The organism is Streptomyces sp. NPDC079141, from assembly GCF_040686775.1.
Taxonomy (GTDB): domain Bacteria; phylum Actinomycetota; class Actinomycetes; order Streptomycetales; family Streptomycetaceae; genus Streptomyces.
Window position 1 is genome coordinate 108,260 of sequence record NZ_JBFBLP010000019.1, and the last position, 16,310, is coordinate 124,569.

The window sequence follows — 16,310 nt, forward strand, 5'->3', positions numbered from 1 at the left end:
GGAAGTTTTGCCCGCACCGATGATTGTTTCGCGCGACCCGTCCGTACCTCCTGGTGTCCGAGCCGTTCGCCTCAGGAGGTCCGATGCGCATCTCGCGCAGCACGGCGGGAACCGTCTTCGTCGGCGGCGCCCTGGTGCTCACCCTCTCCGCCCTCGCCTACCCCGCGATGCTGGGGGTGGAGAAAACCTCGACCGACACCTCCCGCATCATCGCCAACACCCGGTACGGGCCGCTGACCGAGGCGGACCGGGACTTCGTGGTCAAGGTGCGGGCGGCAGGGCTGTGGGAGTACCCGCTGGGCGAGATGGCCGTGCAGCGCGGCACGACGGCGGCCATGAAGGAGGCGGGCAAGCATCTGATCGTCGGTCACGCGGGCCTCGACGAGCTGTGCCGCAAGATCGCCCCCGAGCTCGGCATCACGCTGCCCAATCAGGCCAGCCCCCAGCAGCAGCAGTTCGTGGCGACGGTGGACTCCAAGGAGGGCAAGGAGTTCGACTCCACCGCGGTCACCATCATGCGGGTGACCCACGGCCAGATCTTCCCGACCGTCGCCAAGATCCGCGCCAGCACCCAGAACACCCTGGTGCGCCAACTGGCCGACCTCGCCAACGACACCGTCCTGGACCACATCACCGTGCTGGAGAAGACCGGCCTGGTCAACTACGACCAGGTCAACTTCCAGCAGACCTCGCCGCCGAAGCTGCCCAACGACCAGGTCACGCCGCCCCCGCCGCAGCCCGGCTCCCCGGTCCTCGCCCTGAAGCCCCGCCCGGACCTGGGCGTGAACACCGCCTCCCCCGCCCCGAGCCCCAGCGGGACGGTCCGCTGACGCGGGCGCGGTCAGAGTTCGGAGAAGGCCTCCACCGCATGCGTCTTGCCGGTGACCACGATGACGTCGCCCCTGCGCACGACGGTCTCGGCGGTGGCGTACGTGAAGTCCTCGCCGGGGCGCTTGATGCCGACGACCGTGATGCCGTACTTGCTGCGGACCTGGCTCTCGCCGAGCGGGAGGCCGGTGGCGATGTCCGGGGCGACGGTCTTGACCAGGGCGTAGTCGTCGTCGAACTGGATGAAGTCCAGCATCCGGCCGGTGACCAGGTGGGCCACGCGTTCACCCATGTCGTGCTCGGGCAGCACGACATGGGTGACGCCGAGGCGCTCCAGGATCTGGCCGTGCTGACGGCTGACGGCCTTCGCCCAGATGTTGGGCACCTTGGCGTCCAGCAGGTTGGACGCGACGAGGATGCTGGCTTCCATGTCGTTGCCGATGGCGACGACGGCGCTGGGGTACTCGTGGACGCCGAGCTGGCGCAGCACCTCGGGGTCGGTGCAGTCGGCGACCGCCGAGTGGGTGAGGCTGTCGCTGTACTTCTGGACCGTGCGGGCGGCGGTGTCGATGCCGAGGACGTCCCAGCCGCGCCGCATCAGCTCGTTGGCCAGCGAGTAGCCGAACCGGCCGAGGCCGATGACCACGACCCGTTGGTCCCCGGCGGACCGGGACGACTTGTCGGCCGGCCGCTTGTGGCGGCGCAGCCTCAGGGCGTGCAGGTAGTCAACCAATGACGGGTCGCTCCTCGGGCAGTTCGTAGCGGCGGGTGCGCTCGCGCAGGGCCAGCGCCGAGACCAGGGTGACCGGGCCGAGCCGTCCGACGAACATCAGCAGCACGAGGATCAGCTGCCCGCCGTCGGGGAAGTCGGCGGTGATGCCGGTGGACAGACCGACCGTGGCGAAGGCCGAGACGGTCTCGAAGAGCACGCCCTCGAAGGGCAGGTCGGTCATGCTCAGCAGGGCCAGTGTGGCGGTCATGACCAGCCCGACGCCGAGCAGCGCCACGGTCAGCGCCTGGCGCAGCACATGCGGGGCGAGCCTGCGGCCGAGCACGGTGGAGTTCGGCTCGCCGCGCACCTCGGCGATGATCGCGACGGCCAGGACGGCGAAGGTGCCGACCTTGATGCCGCCCGCGGTGCCCGCGCTGCCGCCGCCGATGAACATCAGCATGCAGGTCATCAGCAGCGTGGCGGCGTGCATCGCGCCGATGTCGACGGAGTTGAAGCCCGCGGTCCGGGCCATCGCGGAGTGGAAGAAGCCCGCGAGCAGCTTCCCGGGCCAGTCCAGCGGGCCGAACGTGCCCTTGTTGCTCCACTCCAGCAGACAGGTCAGCACGGTGCCGACGAGGAGCAGGACGGCGCTGGTGATCAGGGTCAGCTTGGTGTGCAGCGTCCAGTTGCGGCGGCCTGTGGTGCGGGCCCGGTTGCGGTGGCGCAGCAGTTCCAGCAGCACGGGGAAGCCCAGGCCCCCCAGGATCACGGCGGCGGCGACCGGCAGGGTGACCCAGGGGTCCCGGGCGTAACGGGTGAGGTTGTCGGCGTGCAGGCCGAATCCGGCGTTGTTGAAGGCCGACACGGCGTGGAACCAGCCGAGGTACACGGCGTCGCCGACGGAGTTGCCGTAGCCGAAGCGGAAGCGCAGGGCGAGGATCGCGCCGACCGTGAGTTCCACGATCAGGGTGGTGCCGGCCACGCCGAGGAGGACGCGGCGTACGTCGCCGATGTCGAGGCTCTTGGTCTCGGCCTGCGCGGTGAGCTGCATCCGCAGCCGCAGTTTGCCGGAGACCAGCAGGGCGAGCAGGGAGGCCGTGGTCATGATGCCGAAGCCGCCGACCTGGATCAGCGCGAGGATGACGCCCTCGCCGAAGCCGCTCCAGTGCGTGGCGGTGTCCACGACGGCGAGGCCCGTCACACAGACGGCGGAGGTGGCGGTGAACAGAGAGGTCACCAGCCCGGTGGCGGTGCGGTCCTCGGCTGCGACCGGCAGGGCGAGCAGCGCGGTGCCGAGCACGGTCACCGCCGCGAAGCCCAGCACGACCAGCTGGGCCGGATGGGCGGTGATCAGCGACCGGCGCGCCAGGGAGGACGGGCGCCGCCACCCGTTGGAACCACCTGTCACCTGCTGCCTTCCCGCATACGGATGCCAGTCGGAGTCTCGTGCCGAGCGCGCACGGATTCCGTCAGGAAACCTAACCTGCCATGGCTGCGTCAGCCGCGCTCAGAACGACTTGGCCGGCCAGTCCAGCAGCCGGGCCCCGATGACCGCCGTCTGCAGGGTGTAGCGGTGCACCGGGTCGGCCGGGTTCGCGCCGGTCAGCTTGTGGATGCGGTCCAGCCGGTAGGTCAGCGCGCGCACGCTGAGCGACAGCCGCCGGGCCGCCTCCGCGGCCACACAGCCGGAGTCGAAGTAGGCGGTGAGGGTGTCGAGCAGCGGCTCGGCGCCGCCGCGGGCCCGCCGCAGCGGTCCCAGGGCGCTGACCACGAGGTCGGCCATGGCCTGCCGGTCGCGGGTGAGGACGGGGTAGACGAGGAGCTCGGACGCGCGCAGCACCGGGTCGTCGAGTTCCAGCCGGTCGGCCAGGTCGAGGGCGTTGAGGGCCTCTTCGTACGACTGGACGACACCGGCCGCGCCGGGCTGCGGGCGGCCGATGGCCACCTGTCCGCCGTCGGTGGCGGCGTGGGCCTGCTTGGCGAAGTGGACGAGCACCTCGTCCTGGTTGCCGGGCGCGATGCAGACCATCCGGCCGTCCTTGGTGGTGAGCAGGATGCTGCGGTCGCCGAACCGGCCGATCAGCGAGCGCTCCACCTCCCGGGGCACGGGGTCGCCCTCGTCGTAGGCGGCCCGGCCGCGGGCCACGGCGACGGCGTGCTCGTACGACAGCCGCAGCCCGTACCGCTCGGCGCGCTGGGCGAGCAGGCCGAGGTCGCTGCGGCCGTAGAGCAGGTCGTCGATGAACTCCCGGCGGGCGGCCTCCTCCTGGCGTACGGCGTGCCGCTGGGCCCGCTCGTAGCCCTCGGCGAAGGCGTCCAGGGCCTGGGCGGCGGCTGCCAGTATCGCGTCCGCGGAGGTGCCGTTGTCCGTCGGCCAGTTCCCCCGGGTCTCGGTCATATGGACGGCGACGAGCGCCCGCAGCCCGAGGCCGGCCTCGGCGGCCCGCTCGCCCAGCAGCCGGCGTGAGTCGAGTTCCTCCCGGGTCAGCCGGCGGCCGGTCGCGGAGGCGTCCGCGAGGATTCCGGCGTACCCGGCCACGTACTCGTCGTATCCCTCGATCATGTCCCGCCCCGCCATGTCCGCCCCCACTCCGCTCTTGACGCCTTTTTAGCGCATGCCCGGGCGGTGTGGTTGCCGGGATCCGGCAAGGTGCCGACCACCGGGCTGCGCGCCAGGACACTGTCAATGTCGCGTAAAGAGCGGGTAAGGTTCCCCGCGGTGTGCCGGGAAGCCTGGTCGGCGTCTTTGACAGAAGTCTCTTCAGTCACTCGTCGAATCGGGGTCCCTGTCGTGGTGCTCATCCTGGTGTTCGGTGCGGCCCTGCTCATCGCGGTGCTGTTGTCGGGCCTCGCCGCCCGGACCGTGCTGTCGACGTCGTTCCTCTTCCTGGTCGGCGGCGCCCTGGTCAGCGACGGCTTCCTGGGGCTGATCCACATCACGCCGGACAGCGAAATGGTGTCGGTGACGGCCGACCTGGCGCTGTTCGCGGTGCTGTTCACCGACGGCATGCATGTCTCCTTCCCGAAGCTGCGCGCGAACTGGAAGAACCCGGCGCGCGCCCTCGGGCTCGGCATGCCGCTGGCCTTCGTCGGCATGGCCCTGGTCACCCACTTCGTGGTGGGCCTGGACTGGACGACGTCCTTCCTGGTCGGCGCGGTGCTCGCGCCCACCGACCCGGTGTTCGCCTCCGCGATCGTGGGCCGCAAGGAGGTCCCGTCGAAGCTGCGCCAGCTGCTGAACGTGGAGAGCGGCATCAACGACGGGCTCGCCCTGCCGGTGGTGCTGATCCTCATCGCCGCGGCCGGTCCGACCTCCGGGCACGCCGAGGCCGACCTCGGGAAGATCGCGCTGGAGCTGGTCCTCGGGCTGGTCTTCGGCATCGTCGTCCCGTTCGTGGTGATCGAGCTCGTACGGTTCCGGCTGCTGGGCGCCGAGCCCAAGCTGCAGCCGCTGCTGCCGCTGGCGATCGGCGTGATCCTGTACGCGCTGTGCCACCTGACGCACGCCAACCCCTACCTCGCCGCGTTCTCCGCGGGCGCGGTGATCACCGCGCGCTCGCTGGAGGCGAAGGAGGCCTTCGAGCCGCTGGGCGAGGCGCTGGCGGAGCTCGCGAAGTTCGCGGCCCTGCTGGTGTTCGGCGCGCTGCTGACCCCGCAGCTCTTCGGCGACCTGTCCTTCGGCGGCTATGTGGCGGCGGTCCTGGCGATCGTGCTGATCCGTCCGGCCTCGCTGCTGCTGTCGCTGATCGGGACCCGGTTCACCCGGCAGGAGAAGCTGGTCGCCGCCTGGTTCGGCCCGAAGGGCTTCGCCTCGGTGGTGTACGGGCTGCTGGTGCTCCAGGCCGGGATCCCGCAGGGCGAGGAGGCGTTCACGCTGATCGCCGTGTGCATCGCCTTCTCGATCGTCGCGCACAGCTCCACCGACGTGCCGATCGCCCGTCTCTTCCACGTCGAGGACATCGCCCGGGTGGACCAGGGCGACGGGCCCGAGCGTGTCACGGAGGGGGTCGCACATGTCACCGCCTGATCCGAGTCCGTACGTCCCGCGGGCGGTGCTCCTGCCGCCCGCATCCCGCAACAACCCGTCGGAGTAACGTGAACGGCTGGCAGAGCTGGGCGGCGATCGTCGTCTTCGTGGCCACATACGGCCTGATCATCAGCGAGAAGATCCATCGCGTGGGTGCCGCGCTCGGCGGCGCCGCCCTGATGCTGGCCATCGGCGCCACCGACGACCATTCGGCCTTCTTCTCCGAGCACAGCGGCATCGACTGGAACGTCATCTTCCTGCTCCTGGGCATGATGATGATCGTCGGCGTGCTCAAGAAGACCGGCATGTTCGAGTACCTGGCGATCTGGGCGGTGAAACGGGCACGGGCCAAACCCTTCCGCGTGATGGCGATGCTCATCGTCATCACCGCCCTGGCCTCCGCCCTGCTGGACAACGTCACCACGGTGCTGCTGGTCGCCCCGGTGACGCTGCTGGTGTGCGAGCGCCTCGCGCTGCCCGCCGCGCCCTTCCTGATCGCGGAGGTCTTCGCCTCCAACATCGGCGGCACCGCGACCCTCGTCGGCGACCCGCCCAACATCATCATCGCCAGCCGGGCGGGCCTGACCTTCAACGACTTCGTGGTGCACCTCGCCCCGCTGTCGGCCGTCCTGGTCGTGGTCCTCGTCGCGATGTGCCGCTTCCTGTTCCGCAGGTACTTCATCTACGACCCCGAGCGCGCCCAGGAGGTCATGGAGCTGGAGGAGCGCGAGGCGATCAAGAACCCGCGGCTGCTCGTCCAGGGCCTGGTGGTCCTCGCCCTGGTCGTCGCCGGGTTCGTACTGCACCCGGTGCTGCACTACGAGCCCAGCGTCGTCGCCCTGCTGGGTGCGGGCCTGCTGATCGCGATCTCCTCGGTGGAGACCGGCGAGGTGCTCGACGAGGTCGAGTGGCCCACGCTCGCCTTCTTCGCGGGCCTGTTCATCATGATCGGCGGCCTGATCGAGACCGGCGTCATCGGCGAGATCTCCCAGTCCCTCGCCGACGCCATCGGCGACAACGAACTCGGCGGCTCCATGCTGATGCTGAGCGCCTCGGCCGTCCTGTCGGGCATCGTCGACAACATCCCGTACGTGGCCACCATGGCGCCGATCACCTCCGACCTGGTGGAGAGCATGGGCGGTTCGGGCACCCACGTCATGTGGTGGGCCCTGGCCCTCGGCGCGGACCTCGGCGGCAACGCCACCGCGATCGGGGCCAGCGCCAACGTGGTGGTCCTCGGCATCGCCGAGCGCAACCGACAGCCCATCTCCTTCTGGCAGTTCACCAAGTACGGTCTGGTCGTCACCGTCGTGACGGTCGCGCTGTCCGCCCTGTACGTGTGGCTGCGCTACTTCGCCCTTGCCTGACCGGGAGCCTCAGCCGGTCTTCCAGCCGTTGCGGGTGTCGATCCGCTCCCATTCCACGGCCCACTGCTCCAGCCGTCGCCGCTCCAGCCACAGCCGCAGCACCCAGACCGTGCCGAGGACCGTGCCGGCCGTGCACAGGGCTGCCAGGACGCCGCCGGAGACGGCGTGCAGCTGGGTCTCGCCGCCGCTCAGGGGCTCGGCGGTGACCTGGCCGCTGCCGTCCGTCCATACGGTGACCTGGGATCCCGCCTTGGTCTTGGGCGGCACCCGCGCGTCGTCGGTGTGCGTCGAGCCGTCCGGCTCGGTCCAGCGCACCTTGGCCCACACCCGGTAGTCGGCCGCCACCCGGGCCGGCGAGCGGTCCTCGGCGTTCTCCATGAGCACGGCCGACACCTGTCGGCTCCGCTCCCGCTGCTGATCGGCGGCACGCTCCACCGCGCCGACCGCCACCAGGCCCGCGATCAGGCCACCTACCAGGGCGAACGCCCATCCGGCGAGCACGACCCAGGCCTCGACGAGGTCACTGCGCCGCCTCAGCGGGCTGCGCCGCCACCGCCACAGCCGTACTCGCGCGCACTGTGCCGCAGCCATCGGCCACACCCCCTAGCGAGCACCGACAGCACATCTCCAGTGTGCCCCCGAAGTCGGGGTCTGCGTATGTTTCGCGTCAATGTCCTGGCCCCCGCACGCCGGGTGTACGACGCTGAGGCCAGGTACCTTTCCAGCAGATGAGGAGCCCGCCGTGCGCGCTCGTGACCTGGCGGTCGAATACGAAACGGTGAGTGTCGACAGCGGCGCCCTGGAGGCGGCCCGGCTGATGGCCGAGCACAAGCTGCCCGGCCTGCTGGTCCTCGACGAGCACGGGGAGCCGAAGGCGATCCTGCCCGCGTCCCAGATGGTCAAGGTGCTGGTCCCCACCTATGTGATCGAGGACCCGACCCTGGCCGCCGTGGTCGACGAGAGGCACGCCGACCGGCTGTGCCAGGCGCTGGCGGGCCGCCGCGTCGGGGACTGCCTGTCCAGCAAGGCCGAGCCGCCGCCCATCGCCGACCCGGACGACACGGCACTGGAGGTGGCGGCCCTGATGGCCCGCGTGCGCAGCCCGCTCGTGGCGGTCGCGAAGCGGGACAAGGCCGGCACCCAGCTGCTGGGCGTGGTCACGGCCTCGCACCTGCTGCACGAGCTGCTGGGTGCGGCGGGGGCGATGAGCGCCGGCTGACAGGTGGCGGGCGGTCGCCGGTCAGGCGAGCCCGCCCAGTTCGACCAGCGCGGCCACATACCCGCAGATGCCCAGCACGAGACCGAGGAACACGAGCACGGTGTGCGCGGCAAGCTGCCCGGAACCCGTCGTATCCAGGTGGGCCCTGGCCGCCCGGCTCACCCGCGGCCCGTCCTCCGGCCGGCGTTGCAGCGCCCTGCGCAGCGCGCGCTTCCCGGCGGTGGAGGTGACCCCGAGCCACACGCCGTCGGCGTCGCGGACGAAGAGGGTGCGGTGGACGGAGCCGTACGAGAACGTCGTCAGCAGCCTGACGTGGGTGAGGCGGGTCAGATCCACCGAGCGGATGCCGGTCAGGGTCCGGGCGGTGATCCTCGTCGTGGAGTGACGGGCGGGCGCGGATTCCTCCACCAGCATGCCGGACAGCGCGAAGGCGAGTACGCCGGTCAGGAACCCCAGGGCCGCGCCCGGCTGACGCAGGCCCGGCAGGGCGCACACCACGAAGGGCAGGGCGAGCAGCGCCAGGACGAGACAGGCGCCCCCGCGGGCCCGACGGCGGACGGTGCCGGGCTCGGGCGGGGGCACCGGGGCGGCGGGCGCCATCTCACTCCGACCGGCGGACCGCGTGCCGGGCGGCCGGGTTGGCCACGAGATGGCGTGGGTCGGTGGCTCGGGTGATGGCCGACTCCACGGCCGCGATCCGGTCGGCGAGGAGACCGAGGGTGGCGACCGCGCGGGTCAGGGGGTCGGTCTCCGGGCCGCCGAGGGTCTGCGTCCGGACGTGGGCCGCCTTCAGCTCGGCCCAGCGGGAGGCCTGAGGTGCCGTCAGAGTGCCGCGCAGCTCGGCCAGTTTGAGCAGGTTGGCCTCGGCGCCGGTGGTGAGGGTCTGGGCCTCGGCGGTGTAGTGGTCGTCGATCAGGGCCGCCAACTCCCCGTCGTTCATGACCGGCTGGACACGCTGGGCGATCTTGTTCATGTTGCGGTACGAGCCCTGGAGCCGGAAGGGCGGCTCGGAGCGCGTCGCGTCGGACTGGGCCGCCGAGGCGATGTACGCCGCGTTGACCGCCAGCACCGTCTCACGGGCCGTCAGCAGGTGCCGCAGCACGGCGAGGATCCGCTCCAGTTCAGCGGGGGTGTACGGGTGGATCAGCCGGTCGGCGCGGACCGTGGTGTCGCCCTCGGCCAGCCTGATCAGCAGGTCGAGGTCGGCGCGGTCACGGCCGGCCAGCGGGGCGAGGACCGGATTGGCGGTGAGCGCGTTCTCGACGAAGCTCACGGCGAAGGAGTCCGCCTTGCCGGTCAGCACGTCGCCCAGGTTCCACACATCGGCCCGGTTGGCGAGCATGTCGGGCACGCGGAAACGGCTGCCGGACTCGGTGTAGGGGTTGCCCGCCATACACACGGCGAACCGCTTCCCCCGCAGGTCGTAGGTGCGCGGCTGCCCGTCCCGCACACCCTCGATGCGACGGGTCGCGTCGCACAGCGGGATGAACTTCTGGAGCAGCTCGGGCGAGGTGTGCTGGATGTCGTCCACGTAGAGGAGCGTGTTGTTGCCGGCCTCCAGCGCGAAGTTGATCTTCTCGACCTCCTGGCGGGCGGTCGCGTTCGGCGCCTCGGCCGGGTCGAGGGAGGTCACGGCATGGCCGAGCGCGGGGCCGTTGACCTTCACCAGAACCAGCCCGAGCCGGTCGGCGACGTACTCCATCAACGTCGTCTTGCCGTAGCCCGGCGGGGAGATGAGCAGCAGCAGACCGCCGGTGTCGGTGCGCTTGGCGTCGCCGGTCGTGCCGATCTGCCTGGCGAGGCTGTCCCCGATCAACGGCAGGTACACCTCGTCGATGAGCCGGCCGCGCACGAACGCCGACATCACCCGCGGCCGGAACTCGTCCACCCGCATCCGGGCACGCTCGGCGGCCACCAACGCCGTACGCCGCCGCTGGTAGTCACGGTGGCCGGGAACCTCATGGGCACGGAAGTGCCGGGTACGGGCGAGGAGTTCGTCCACGCGGACGGTGAGCGTACGGCCGTTGATGCGCGGGTGGCTGCCCAGCAGCCCGTCAACGGTCTCGCTCAGCGGCGCGTCGGACAGGTACCGCTCCAACTCCGGGCAGAGCTCGGCGGCTACGGCCTCGGCGAGGTCGCCGGGGGCGAGGTCGACGCCGGTCGAGGCGGTGTACGACGTCAGCCACGCCTCGACGAGCTGCTTGCGGGCGGCCAGGTCACCGAGTGCGGCGAGATCGTCGTCGTAGTCCGAAGTCCCCACGGCACGACGGAACTTGTCGAGGAGGGTGCGGGTACCGCCGCTGATGACGAACCCGTCGGACCCAGAGGTCAGCTCCTCAAGAAGGTAGGCGGCAGCGGCGCCCCAAAGGGGCGCCGGGAACTGCGCGACCAGCCACGACGAACCCGCAGCTTCGGCCAACTCACCCTGCAGATCGGCAATCACGGGCGCCGGCCCGAACGTGTCCCGGGCCCGAGCCATCGACACCGCACGCCGCCGCCAGCTCTCACGCTCCTCCACCGTCGTCCCGTGCACCCAGAACATCAGGGCGGCGGCGCGGGCGGCAGGCTCGTGCCGCAGCAACCCCGCACCCTCGTACAGACGCAACAGCGCCCCGAGAATCAGAACCGCATCGTGGTCATGAACCCCACGCTCGTACCCCTCGTCATACGCCGCCTCTGCGGCCTGTCGCACAAGTGCGGGAAGATCGGCCTCCGCAAGGGCCGCCGGGCCATGTTCCTCCAACAGCCGCGTCGCAAGGTGCTCGGCCCGGTACACGTCCGGCGACTCCGACGCCAGCGGACGGTCCCAATACGGCCGCGTGGACGCGAAGTCGGCATCCACAACCGGCGCCCGATAGTCCGTACCCGTCAGCGCGAACGCCAGCCCCTCGCCCTGCGGGACCAACGTCAGGTCCAGGGGCTGCGTGTTGACCGCGAAGCGATGCGCGCCCAGCCGGATCGTGCGGCCGCCGTCGGCGTACAGGTCGTTGCGGTCGCGCAGACCCCGCAGCGCCTCCTGCCGCGCCGACTTCAGTCGGCCGTCCAGCTCCTCCGCCCGCACCTGGTCGCCGAGTTCGCGCAGCTCGTCGGCCACCCGGCGGACCTTGGCCGGCATCGGGTCGGAGGTGAAGTACGTGGTGACGGCGTCCGCGTCGGCGAGGGTGGCGGCACGGCGGGTGACCGTCCCCAGTACCCGGTTCGCGGAGTCGGCCAGCCGCTCGGCGCGGCGGGCGCGGGCGTCGGCGAGGGTCTGCTTGCGGGCCGCGAACGCCTCGTGGACCTCGTCGCGTTTGTCGGCGAGCTCGCCCAGGAAGTCGTCGGACTCGGCGAACCGCGACTCCAGGTTCTCCACCTGTACGAGCATCCGCGCGAGCTGCTCGTCGCAGGCCTCGGGGCTGTCGGCGGCGGCGAGGGCGCCGGTGACGGACTGGCCGAGCAGGGCGAACTCGGCGGCGAACTCGGCGCGGCCCTCGCGGTCGAGGAGTGCGCGGCGGCGGCCGTCGAGGGTGGCGCGGGCGCGGTTGGCGCCGCCGAGGACCTCGGCGATGCGCTCCAGGATGGACGTGCGGACGGTGGCGTCGCCGATGTCGAGCCCGGCGACGACCTCGGTGACCGTGCGCAGCCCGTCGGTGAGTTCGTCGACGCGGGCGGCGAGGGGCGCGGCCTCGGCGACGGTGGCGATCGCCTCGGCGTCGGCGACGAGCTGCTCGATGTCGGCCCGGTGGCCGGCGAAGGCGTCCTCGTGGGCGAGGTGGGCGACGGCCCGCCGGCCGAAGGTGTCCAGGTCGGACTCGACATCGGTGGCGAGTTCGTCGATCCGGGCGGTGTCCGCGTACCGCATGTCCTTCAGAGTGAGCAAGTGTCCTTGGGCATGGCGGAGTTCGGTCAGGCCGGTGACCCAGGCGGCGGCCCCGCGGGGCGCCTCGCCGCGCAGGCGGCGGACGACTCCGGCGACCTGGGCCGCGGCCTCGGCGAGGGCTTCGGCGGCCTGGCGGGTGAGGGCCTGGACGGTCTCGAACTCGGACAGCACCTGTTCGGCGGTGGTCCGCACCTGGGTGAGCGGCGCGAGCAGTTCGCCGAGTTCGGGCTCGCCCAGCCAGTGGTAGGAGTCGGCGGCCCGCACGCAGGCGGCGGCCAGCGCCTCGTACACCTCGCCGGTCGGGCTCGTCCCGGCCACCGCACGAGTGATGGACAGGCAGTCGGAGATGCCGCGGACGAGGTCGGCGTTGCCGACGCGGGCGAGCGGACCGGTGCCGACGGGGCGGGCGGCGGCGTGCAGGTCGGAGACGTACGGGGAGTTCCACCGCTGGACGGGGTGCACACGCTGCGGTTCGTCGCTGTCGGCGCGCAGGACGAGGAGGGCTCCGTCGTCGAAGAGCGCCCAGCCGTGGCAGGACAGCGGGTTGGCGACCTCCTTGCGGATCATGTTGTACGGCAGCAGCAGGCTGCGGCCCTCCACGCGCGCGTGGAAGGCGTACAGCACGTCCTCGCCGTTGGGTGAGCGCACCTCGCGCTCGAACTCCAGGTCGTCCGTGAGGAGTTCGTACGTCTTGTGGGTGCCCGTGGCCAGGCAGTAGCCGCCGGGGAAGACGATGCCCTGGTCCTCGGGCAGCCGGCGGCAGGCCCGGCCGATGCCGTCGAGGCGGACGACGGTCCTGGTGAGGGTGTTGAAGACCAGGTAGCGGTCGATGTCCTCCTTGTAGGGACGGATGCGCAGCAGGATCAGGGCGCCCACGCGCGCGTGCGCGATGTCGGCGTCGGCGAGGGCCTGGAGGGGCTCGGCGACGGGCTCGGCGTAAATGCCCTCGCCGGTCTCGGTGTTGTTCTCGACCTTGACGGTGAGGGTGCCGCCGACGGTCTCGACGAAGACCTCGCCGACGACGGAGACGTGCGGGTGGCGGCCGAGGACGTGGTCCTCGCGGGTGGCCGGGGTCCACTCGAAGTCGTGGGAGGGCGGGAAGACGTGGTCGCGGTCGCCGCGCGCGTCGAGGAACGTGGCCTGTCCGTCGTCGGTGAGCGTCCAGCGCAGCACGCGGATGTCGCCGGGCTTCTCGCCGGTCTGGAAGACGGCCAGCAACTTGCCGTCGACGCGGCGCAGTTGGAGGAGGTGGGCCTGGCGGTAGTAGCGGTAGAGGGCGGCGAACTCGCGCCGGAACGCGGGGTCGTCGAGCAGGCCGGGCACGGCGTCGTCGGGCAGCCGGTTCAGGTCGCGGTCGTGCAGCGCGAAGACGTCGGCGACGGTCGTCTCGGGCTTCAGGCCGAGGAAGACGTTGTGGCCGAAGAGCAGGGTGTCACCGACGGAGACGAGGTCGCGGGGCACGCAGTTGTGCTCGGTGCGCAGCCGCTCGGTGCCGGCCAGTTCGAGCCGGGTGGAGCCGAACTCCTCGGCGCGGCGGGTGTTGAGCGTCTCCGCGCGGCGGGCGAGCTCGGCGGCCTGCGCGGTGAGGCGGTCGCGCAGCACCTCGTACGTGCCGGTGTCCAGCGCCTCGTACATGCCGGTGTCCAGGCCGGTGGTCATGGGGTCCCTCTCGAAGGGTCAGAAGAAGGAAGCGTCGTAAGAAGTGCGTGGTCCGGAGCCGCCGTCCCCTGTGCGGCGGCTCCGGAACCCTGGGCCGGTCAGCCCCTGCCCCTGCCGCCCTGGGTGGTGGGGGAGGCGTCGGCGAGGCCCGACTCGCCTGCCTTGTCCGGCAGTTGCTGGAGCTGACCGGTGTTCATGGTGTCCGTCTTCATGAGCTTCATCAGCAGCGCGGACACGGTCAGGTTCTGCACGTCGGCCGTGGAGACCGAGCCGAGGACACGGCCGAGGTCCTCGGGCAGGTTCCGGGTCCCGTCGAGCCACGGTCCCGCCAGGGTCTGCGCGGTCTCGGAGTGCTTGACGAACCCGTCGACGCCCTTGCCGAGCGCGATGGAGGACATCAGCCGGTCGAAGAAGACCGACTCGCCGCCGACGATGTTGATGTCGGCGTTCTCCAGGCCGGTGGCGAGCACGGTGGCCTGCGCCTCGGCGACCTGCCGCTGCACGTCGAGACCGGCGAGCCGGATGTCCTTCTCGGCCTCCAGCCGCAGCCGGTACTCCTCGTGCGTCCGGGACGCCTCGTCGAGTGCGGCCATCGCGGCGGCCTTCTCGGTGAGGCCTGCGGCCTCGGCCTTCAGCTTCTCGCCGATGGCCGCCGCCTCGGCGAGCGCCTTGGCACGGGCGCCCTCCGCCTCGGCCCGCATCCGCGCCTCGGTGGCCTCGGCCTCCGCGCGGCCGGCCTTCTCGATGACCTCGGCCTCCTTGTCGCGGACCTGGACGGCGGCCAGGCCCTCGGCCGCGGACTCCGCCTGGACGCCCTCGGCGAGCCGCAGCTTGGCCTGCGCGTCGAGGTCGGCGCTCTTCAACCGGGCCTCGGCGAGGGTGAGTTCCTCGGCGGCGCGGTGCACGGCGGCCTGTTCGGCGGCCTCCGCGGCCTTGATGTCCTTGACCAGCTTCTCCTGCGCCTCCGCCTCGGCGGCGATGACGACGGCCTGCCGCTGCCGCTCGGCCTCCTCCACGGCGCGCAGCTTCTTGATGGACTCCTCCTGCTCGGCGACCGTGCGGTCCACGGCGACCCGCTCGCGGATGACCTCGGCGATCTCCCGCTTCTCCGCCTCGACCTCCTTGGATGCCGAGATCCGGGTCAGCTCGGTCTCCCGTTCGCGGGCGATGACTTCGAGGAGCCGGTCCTTCTCGATGCGCTCGTTCTCGATGGCGATGACCCGCTCGCGGTTCTTCGCGGCGACGGCGACCTCGCGCGCCTGGTTCTCGCGCTGCACCCCGAGGTGCTCCTCGGTCTTCAGGAAGGCGCTCTGCGCCCGCAGCCGCTCCTCCTCGACGACCCGCGCGGTCTCGGCCTCCTCCCGGGCCCGTACGGTCTCGATCTCCCGCTTCTGCTTGATCTCGGCGTCGACCTGGCGGCGCTCCAGCTCCAGGATGGCCTCGCGGGCGTCGACGTTCTGCCGGGTGATCTCCTTCTCCTCGGTGCGCTGGGCCTCGTTGGTGCGCACGTGCTCGACGGCCGTCAGCTCGGTGATCTTGCGGATGCCCTGGGCGTCGAGGACGTTGGCCGGGTCGAGCTGGGTCAGCGGCGTCTGCTCCAGGTAGTCGATCGCCGCGTCCTCCAGGTGGTAGCCGTTGAGGTCGACGCCGATCAACTCAATGATCTTGTAACGGAGTTCCTCGCGCTTGGTGTAGAGGTCGGTGAAGTCGAGCTGCTTGCCGACGGTCTTCAGCGCCTCGGAGAACTTCGCGTGGAAGAGTTCCTGGAGCGTGTCCCGGTGGCTGGCGCGCGCGGTGCCGACGGCCTGGGCGACCTTGATGACGTCGTCGACGGTCTTGTTGACCTTGACGAAGAACGAGATGCGGATGTCGGCGCGGATGTTGTCGCGGCAGATCAGCCCTTCCCGCCCGGCCCGGGTGATCTCGATGGTCTTCACCGAGATGTCCATCACCTCGGCCTTGTGCAGCACCGGCAGAACGACCTGTCCGGTGAAGGTCACGTCGACCTTGCGCATCTTGGAGACGATGAGCGCCTTGCCCTGCTCCACCTTGCGGAACAGCCGGGCGACGAAAAGTACGACGAGGGCGACGAGCACGGCGACGGCTACGAGCGCGCCGACGCCCAGGGAGATGGCATTCATGGCAGACGTCCTTGGCAGGTGAAGAGGCCGAAGTCCCGTCGCGTCCGGGGAGAGGCCGGGACCGACTTCGGAAGACTGTGGGTTGCGGCTCAGACGGCCGACGAGGTTCGCCCCGCGGGCCCGGGTTTGTCCGGCAGGAGGCGTTGGAGCGGGCCCACGACCGCGCGGGTCGCGCACCAGGCGAGCGGCGGTGCGGTGGCGAGGACGGCGAAACCGGCCGCCACGCGGACCGGGCCGGGCGGGACGACCGGTTCGAGCAGAACGGCCGCCGAGAGGCTGCCGAGCCAGGCGAAACCGGTGAAGAGGGACACCGCGACCGCGGCGGGCCCGCTGCCGAGCCCCCAGGCCTCGGTGTCCAGGTCCTCGTCGAAACTGCCGGATTCGGCCAGGCCGATCGCGACCAGCAGCCAGAAGCCCACGACCACGACCAGGGCGACGGTGCACACGAAGGTCGGGAAACCGGTGGCGGCCTCGAAGAACGTCCGCATGCCCAACCCC

At 71.2% G+C, this 16,310-nt stretch carries 12 protein-coding genes; 4 read left to right on the plus strand and 8 right to left on the minus strand.

What is annotated here, in order from left to right:
* Window positions 1-83 precede the first annotated feature (83 nt).
* The gene (locus AB0Q90_RS35755; RefSeq protein WP_363163083.1) at window positions 84-830 is read left to right on the plus strand and encodes a DUF4142 domain-containing protein; all 747 of its coding nucleotides are present in this window, start codon (window positions 84-86) and stop codon (window positions 828-830) included.
* Window positions 831-841: 11 nt separating this feature from the next.
* Here AB0Q90_RS35755 and AB0Q90_RS35760 read toward each other — a convergent pair whose 3' ends face one another.
* The 3 genes from AB0Q90_RS35760 to AB0Q90_RS35770 all read right to left on the minus strand — a co-directional run bounded on the left by AB0Q90_RS35760 (window position 842) and on the right by AB0Q90_RS35770 (window position 4,118).
* Window positions 842-1,561, minus strand: a complete 720-nt coding sequence (locus AB0Q90_RS35760) for a TrkA family potassium uptake protein (RefSeq protein ID WP_363163082.1) — start codon at window positions 1,559-1,561, stop codon at window positions 842-844.
* A complete protein-coding gene (locus AB0Q90_RS35765) occupies window positions 1,554-2,948 on the minus strand; it encodes a potassium transporter TrkG (RefSeq protein ID WP_363163081.1) in 1,395 nt (464 codons plus the stop codon). Before AB0Q90_RS35765 ends, AB0Q90_RS35760 begins: the two co-directional genes overlap by 8 nt.
* Window positions 2,949-3,047: 99 nt before the next feature.
* Complete coding sequence (locus AB0Q90_RS35770) at window positions 3,048-4,118, minus strand: helix-turn-helix domain-containing protein (protein ID WP_363163080.1); 1,071 nt, start codon at window positions 4,116-4,118, stop codon at window positions 3,048-3,050.
* Window positions 4,119-4,331: 213 nt separating this feature from the next.
* On the opposite strand from AB0Q90_RS35770, the gene AB0Q90_RS35775 reads away from it, so the two are divergent.
* Window positions 4,332-5,567, plus strand: a complete 1,236-nt coding sequence (locus AB0Q90_RS35775) for a cation:proton antiporter (protein ID WP_363163079.1) — start codon at window positions 4,332-4,334, stop codon at window positions 5,565-5,567.
* A gap of 68 nt (window positions 5,568-5,635) precedes the next feature.
* Entirely contained in the window at window positions 5,636-6,934 is a 1,299-nt protein-coding gene (locus AB0Q90_RS35780) for an ArsB/NhaD family transporter (RefSeq protein ID WP_363163078.1), read from the plus strand.
* 9 nt (window positions 6,935-6,943) lie between these two features.
* On the opposite strand, the gene AB0Q90_RS35785 is transcribed toward AB0Q90_RS35780, so the two are convergent.
* On the minus strand, window positions 6,944-7,525 hold the full coding sequence (locus tag AB0Q90_RS35785; protein WP_363163077.1) for a hypothetical protein: 582 nt from the start codon (window positions 7,523-7,525) through the stop codon (window positions 6,944-6,946).
* Between the two features lie 151 nt (window positions 7,526-7,676).
* Here AB0Q90_RS35785 and AB0Q90_RS35790 point away from each other — a divergent pair, with 151 nt between their 5' ends.
* Window positions 7,677-8,153, plus strand: coding sequence for a CBS domain-containing protein (locus AB0Q90_RS35790; protein WP_363163076.1), 477 nt, complete (start codon window positions 7,677-7,679; stop codon window positions 8,151-8,153).
* A 21-nt stretch (window positions 8,154-8,174) separates the two neighbouring features.
* On the opposite strand, the gene AB0Q90_RS35795 is transcribed toward AB0Q90_RS35790, so the two are convergent.
* From AB0Q90_RS35795 to AB0Q90_RS35810, 4 genes are all read right to left on the minus strand, one after another.
* Window positions 8,175-8,753 carry a hypothetical protein gene (locus AB0Q90_RS35795; protein WP_363163075.1) on the minus strand — a complete coding sequence of 193 codons (579 nt, stop codon included), beginning with the start codon at window positions 8,751-8,753 and terminating at the stop codon, window positions 8,175-8,177.
* Window position 8,754: 1 nt separating this feature from the next.
* Window positions 8,755-13,671, minus strand: a complete 4,917-nt coding sequence (locus AB0Q90_RS35800) for a DNA repair ATPase (protein WP_363163074.1) — start codon at window positions 13,669-13,671, stop codon at window positions 8,755-8,757.
* A gap of 98 nt (window positions 13,672-13,769) precedes the next feature.
* The gene (locus AB0Q90_RS35805; protein ID WP_363163073.1) at window positions 13,770-15,812 is read right to left on the minus strand and encodes a flotillin family protein; all 2,043 of its coding nucleotides are present in this window, start codon (window positions 15,810-15,812) and stop codon (window positions 13,770-13,772) included.
* Window positions 15,813-15,901: 89 nt separating this feature from the next.
* Complete coding sequence (locus AB0Q90_RS35810) at window positions 15,902-16,300, minus strand: hypothetical protein (RefSeq protein ID WP_363163072.1); 399 nt, start codon at window positions 16,298-16,300, stop codon at window positions 15,902-15,904.
* Between the last annotated feature and the right edge of the window lie 10 nt (window positions 16,301-16,310).

Excerpts from the sequence above, each read along its gene's own strand:
- AB0Q90_RS35755 (WP_363163083.1), top strand. The coding sequence starts at position 84 with ATGCGCATCTCGCGCAGCACGGCGGGAACCGTCTTCGTCGGCGGCGCC.
- AB0Q90_RS35770 (WP_363163080.1), bottom strand. The coding sequence starts at position 4,118 with ATGGCGGGGCGGGACATGATCGAGGGATACGACGAGTACGTGGCCGGG.
- AB0Q90_RS35785 (WP_363163077.1), bottom strand. The coding sequence starts at position 7,525 with ATGGCTGCGGCACAGTGCGCGCGAGTACGGCTGTGGCGGTGGCGGCGC.
- AB0Q90_RS35795 (WP_363163075.1), bottom strand. The coding sequence starts at position 8,753 with ATGGCGCCCGCCGCCCCGGTGCCCCCGCCCGAGCCCGGCACCGTCCGC.
- AB0Q90_RS35800 (WP_363163074.1), bottom strand. The coding sequence starts at position 13,671 with ATGACCACCGGCCTGGACACCGGCATGTACGAGGCGCTGGACACCGGC.
- AB0Q90_RS35805 (WP_363163073.1), bottom strand. The coding sequence starts at position 15,812 with ATGAATGCCATCTCCCTGGGCGTCGGCGCGCTCGTAGCCGTCGCCGTG.
- AB0Q90_RS35810 (WP_363163072.1), bottom strand. The coding sequence starts at position 16,300 with ATGCGGACGTTCTTCGAGGCCGCCACCGGTTTCCCGACCTTCGTGTGC.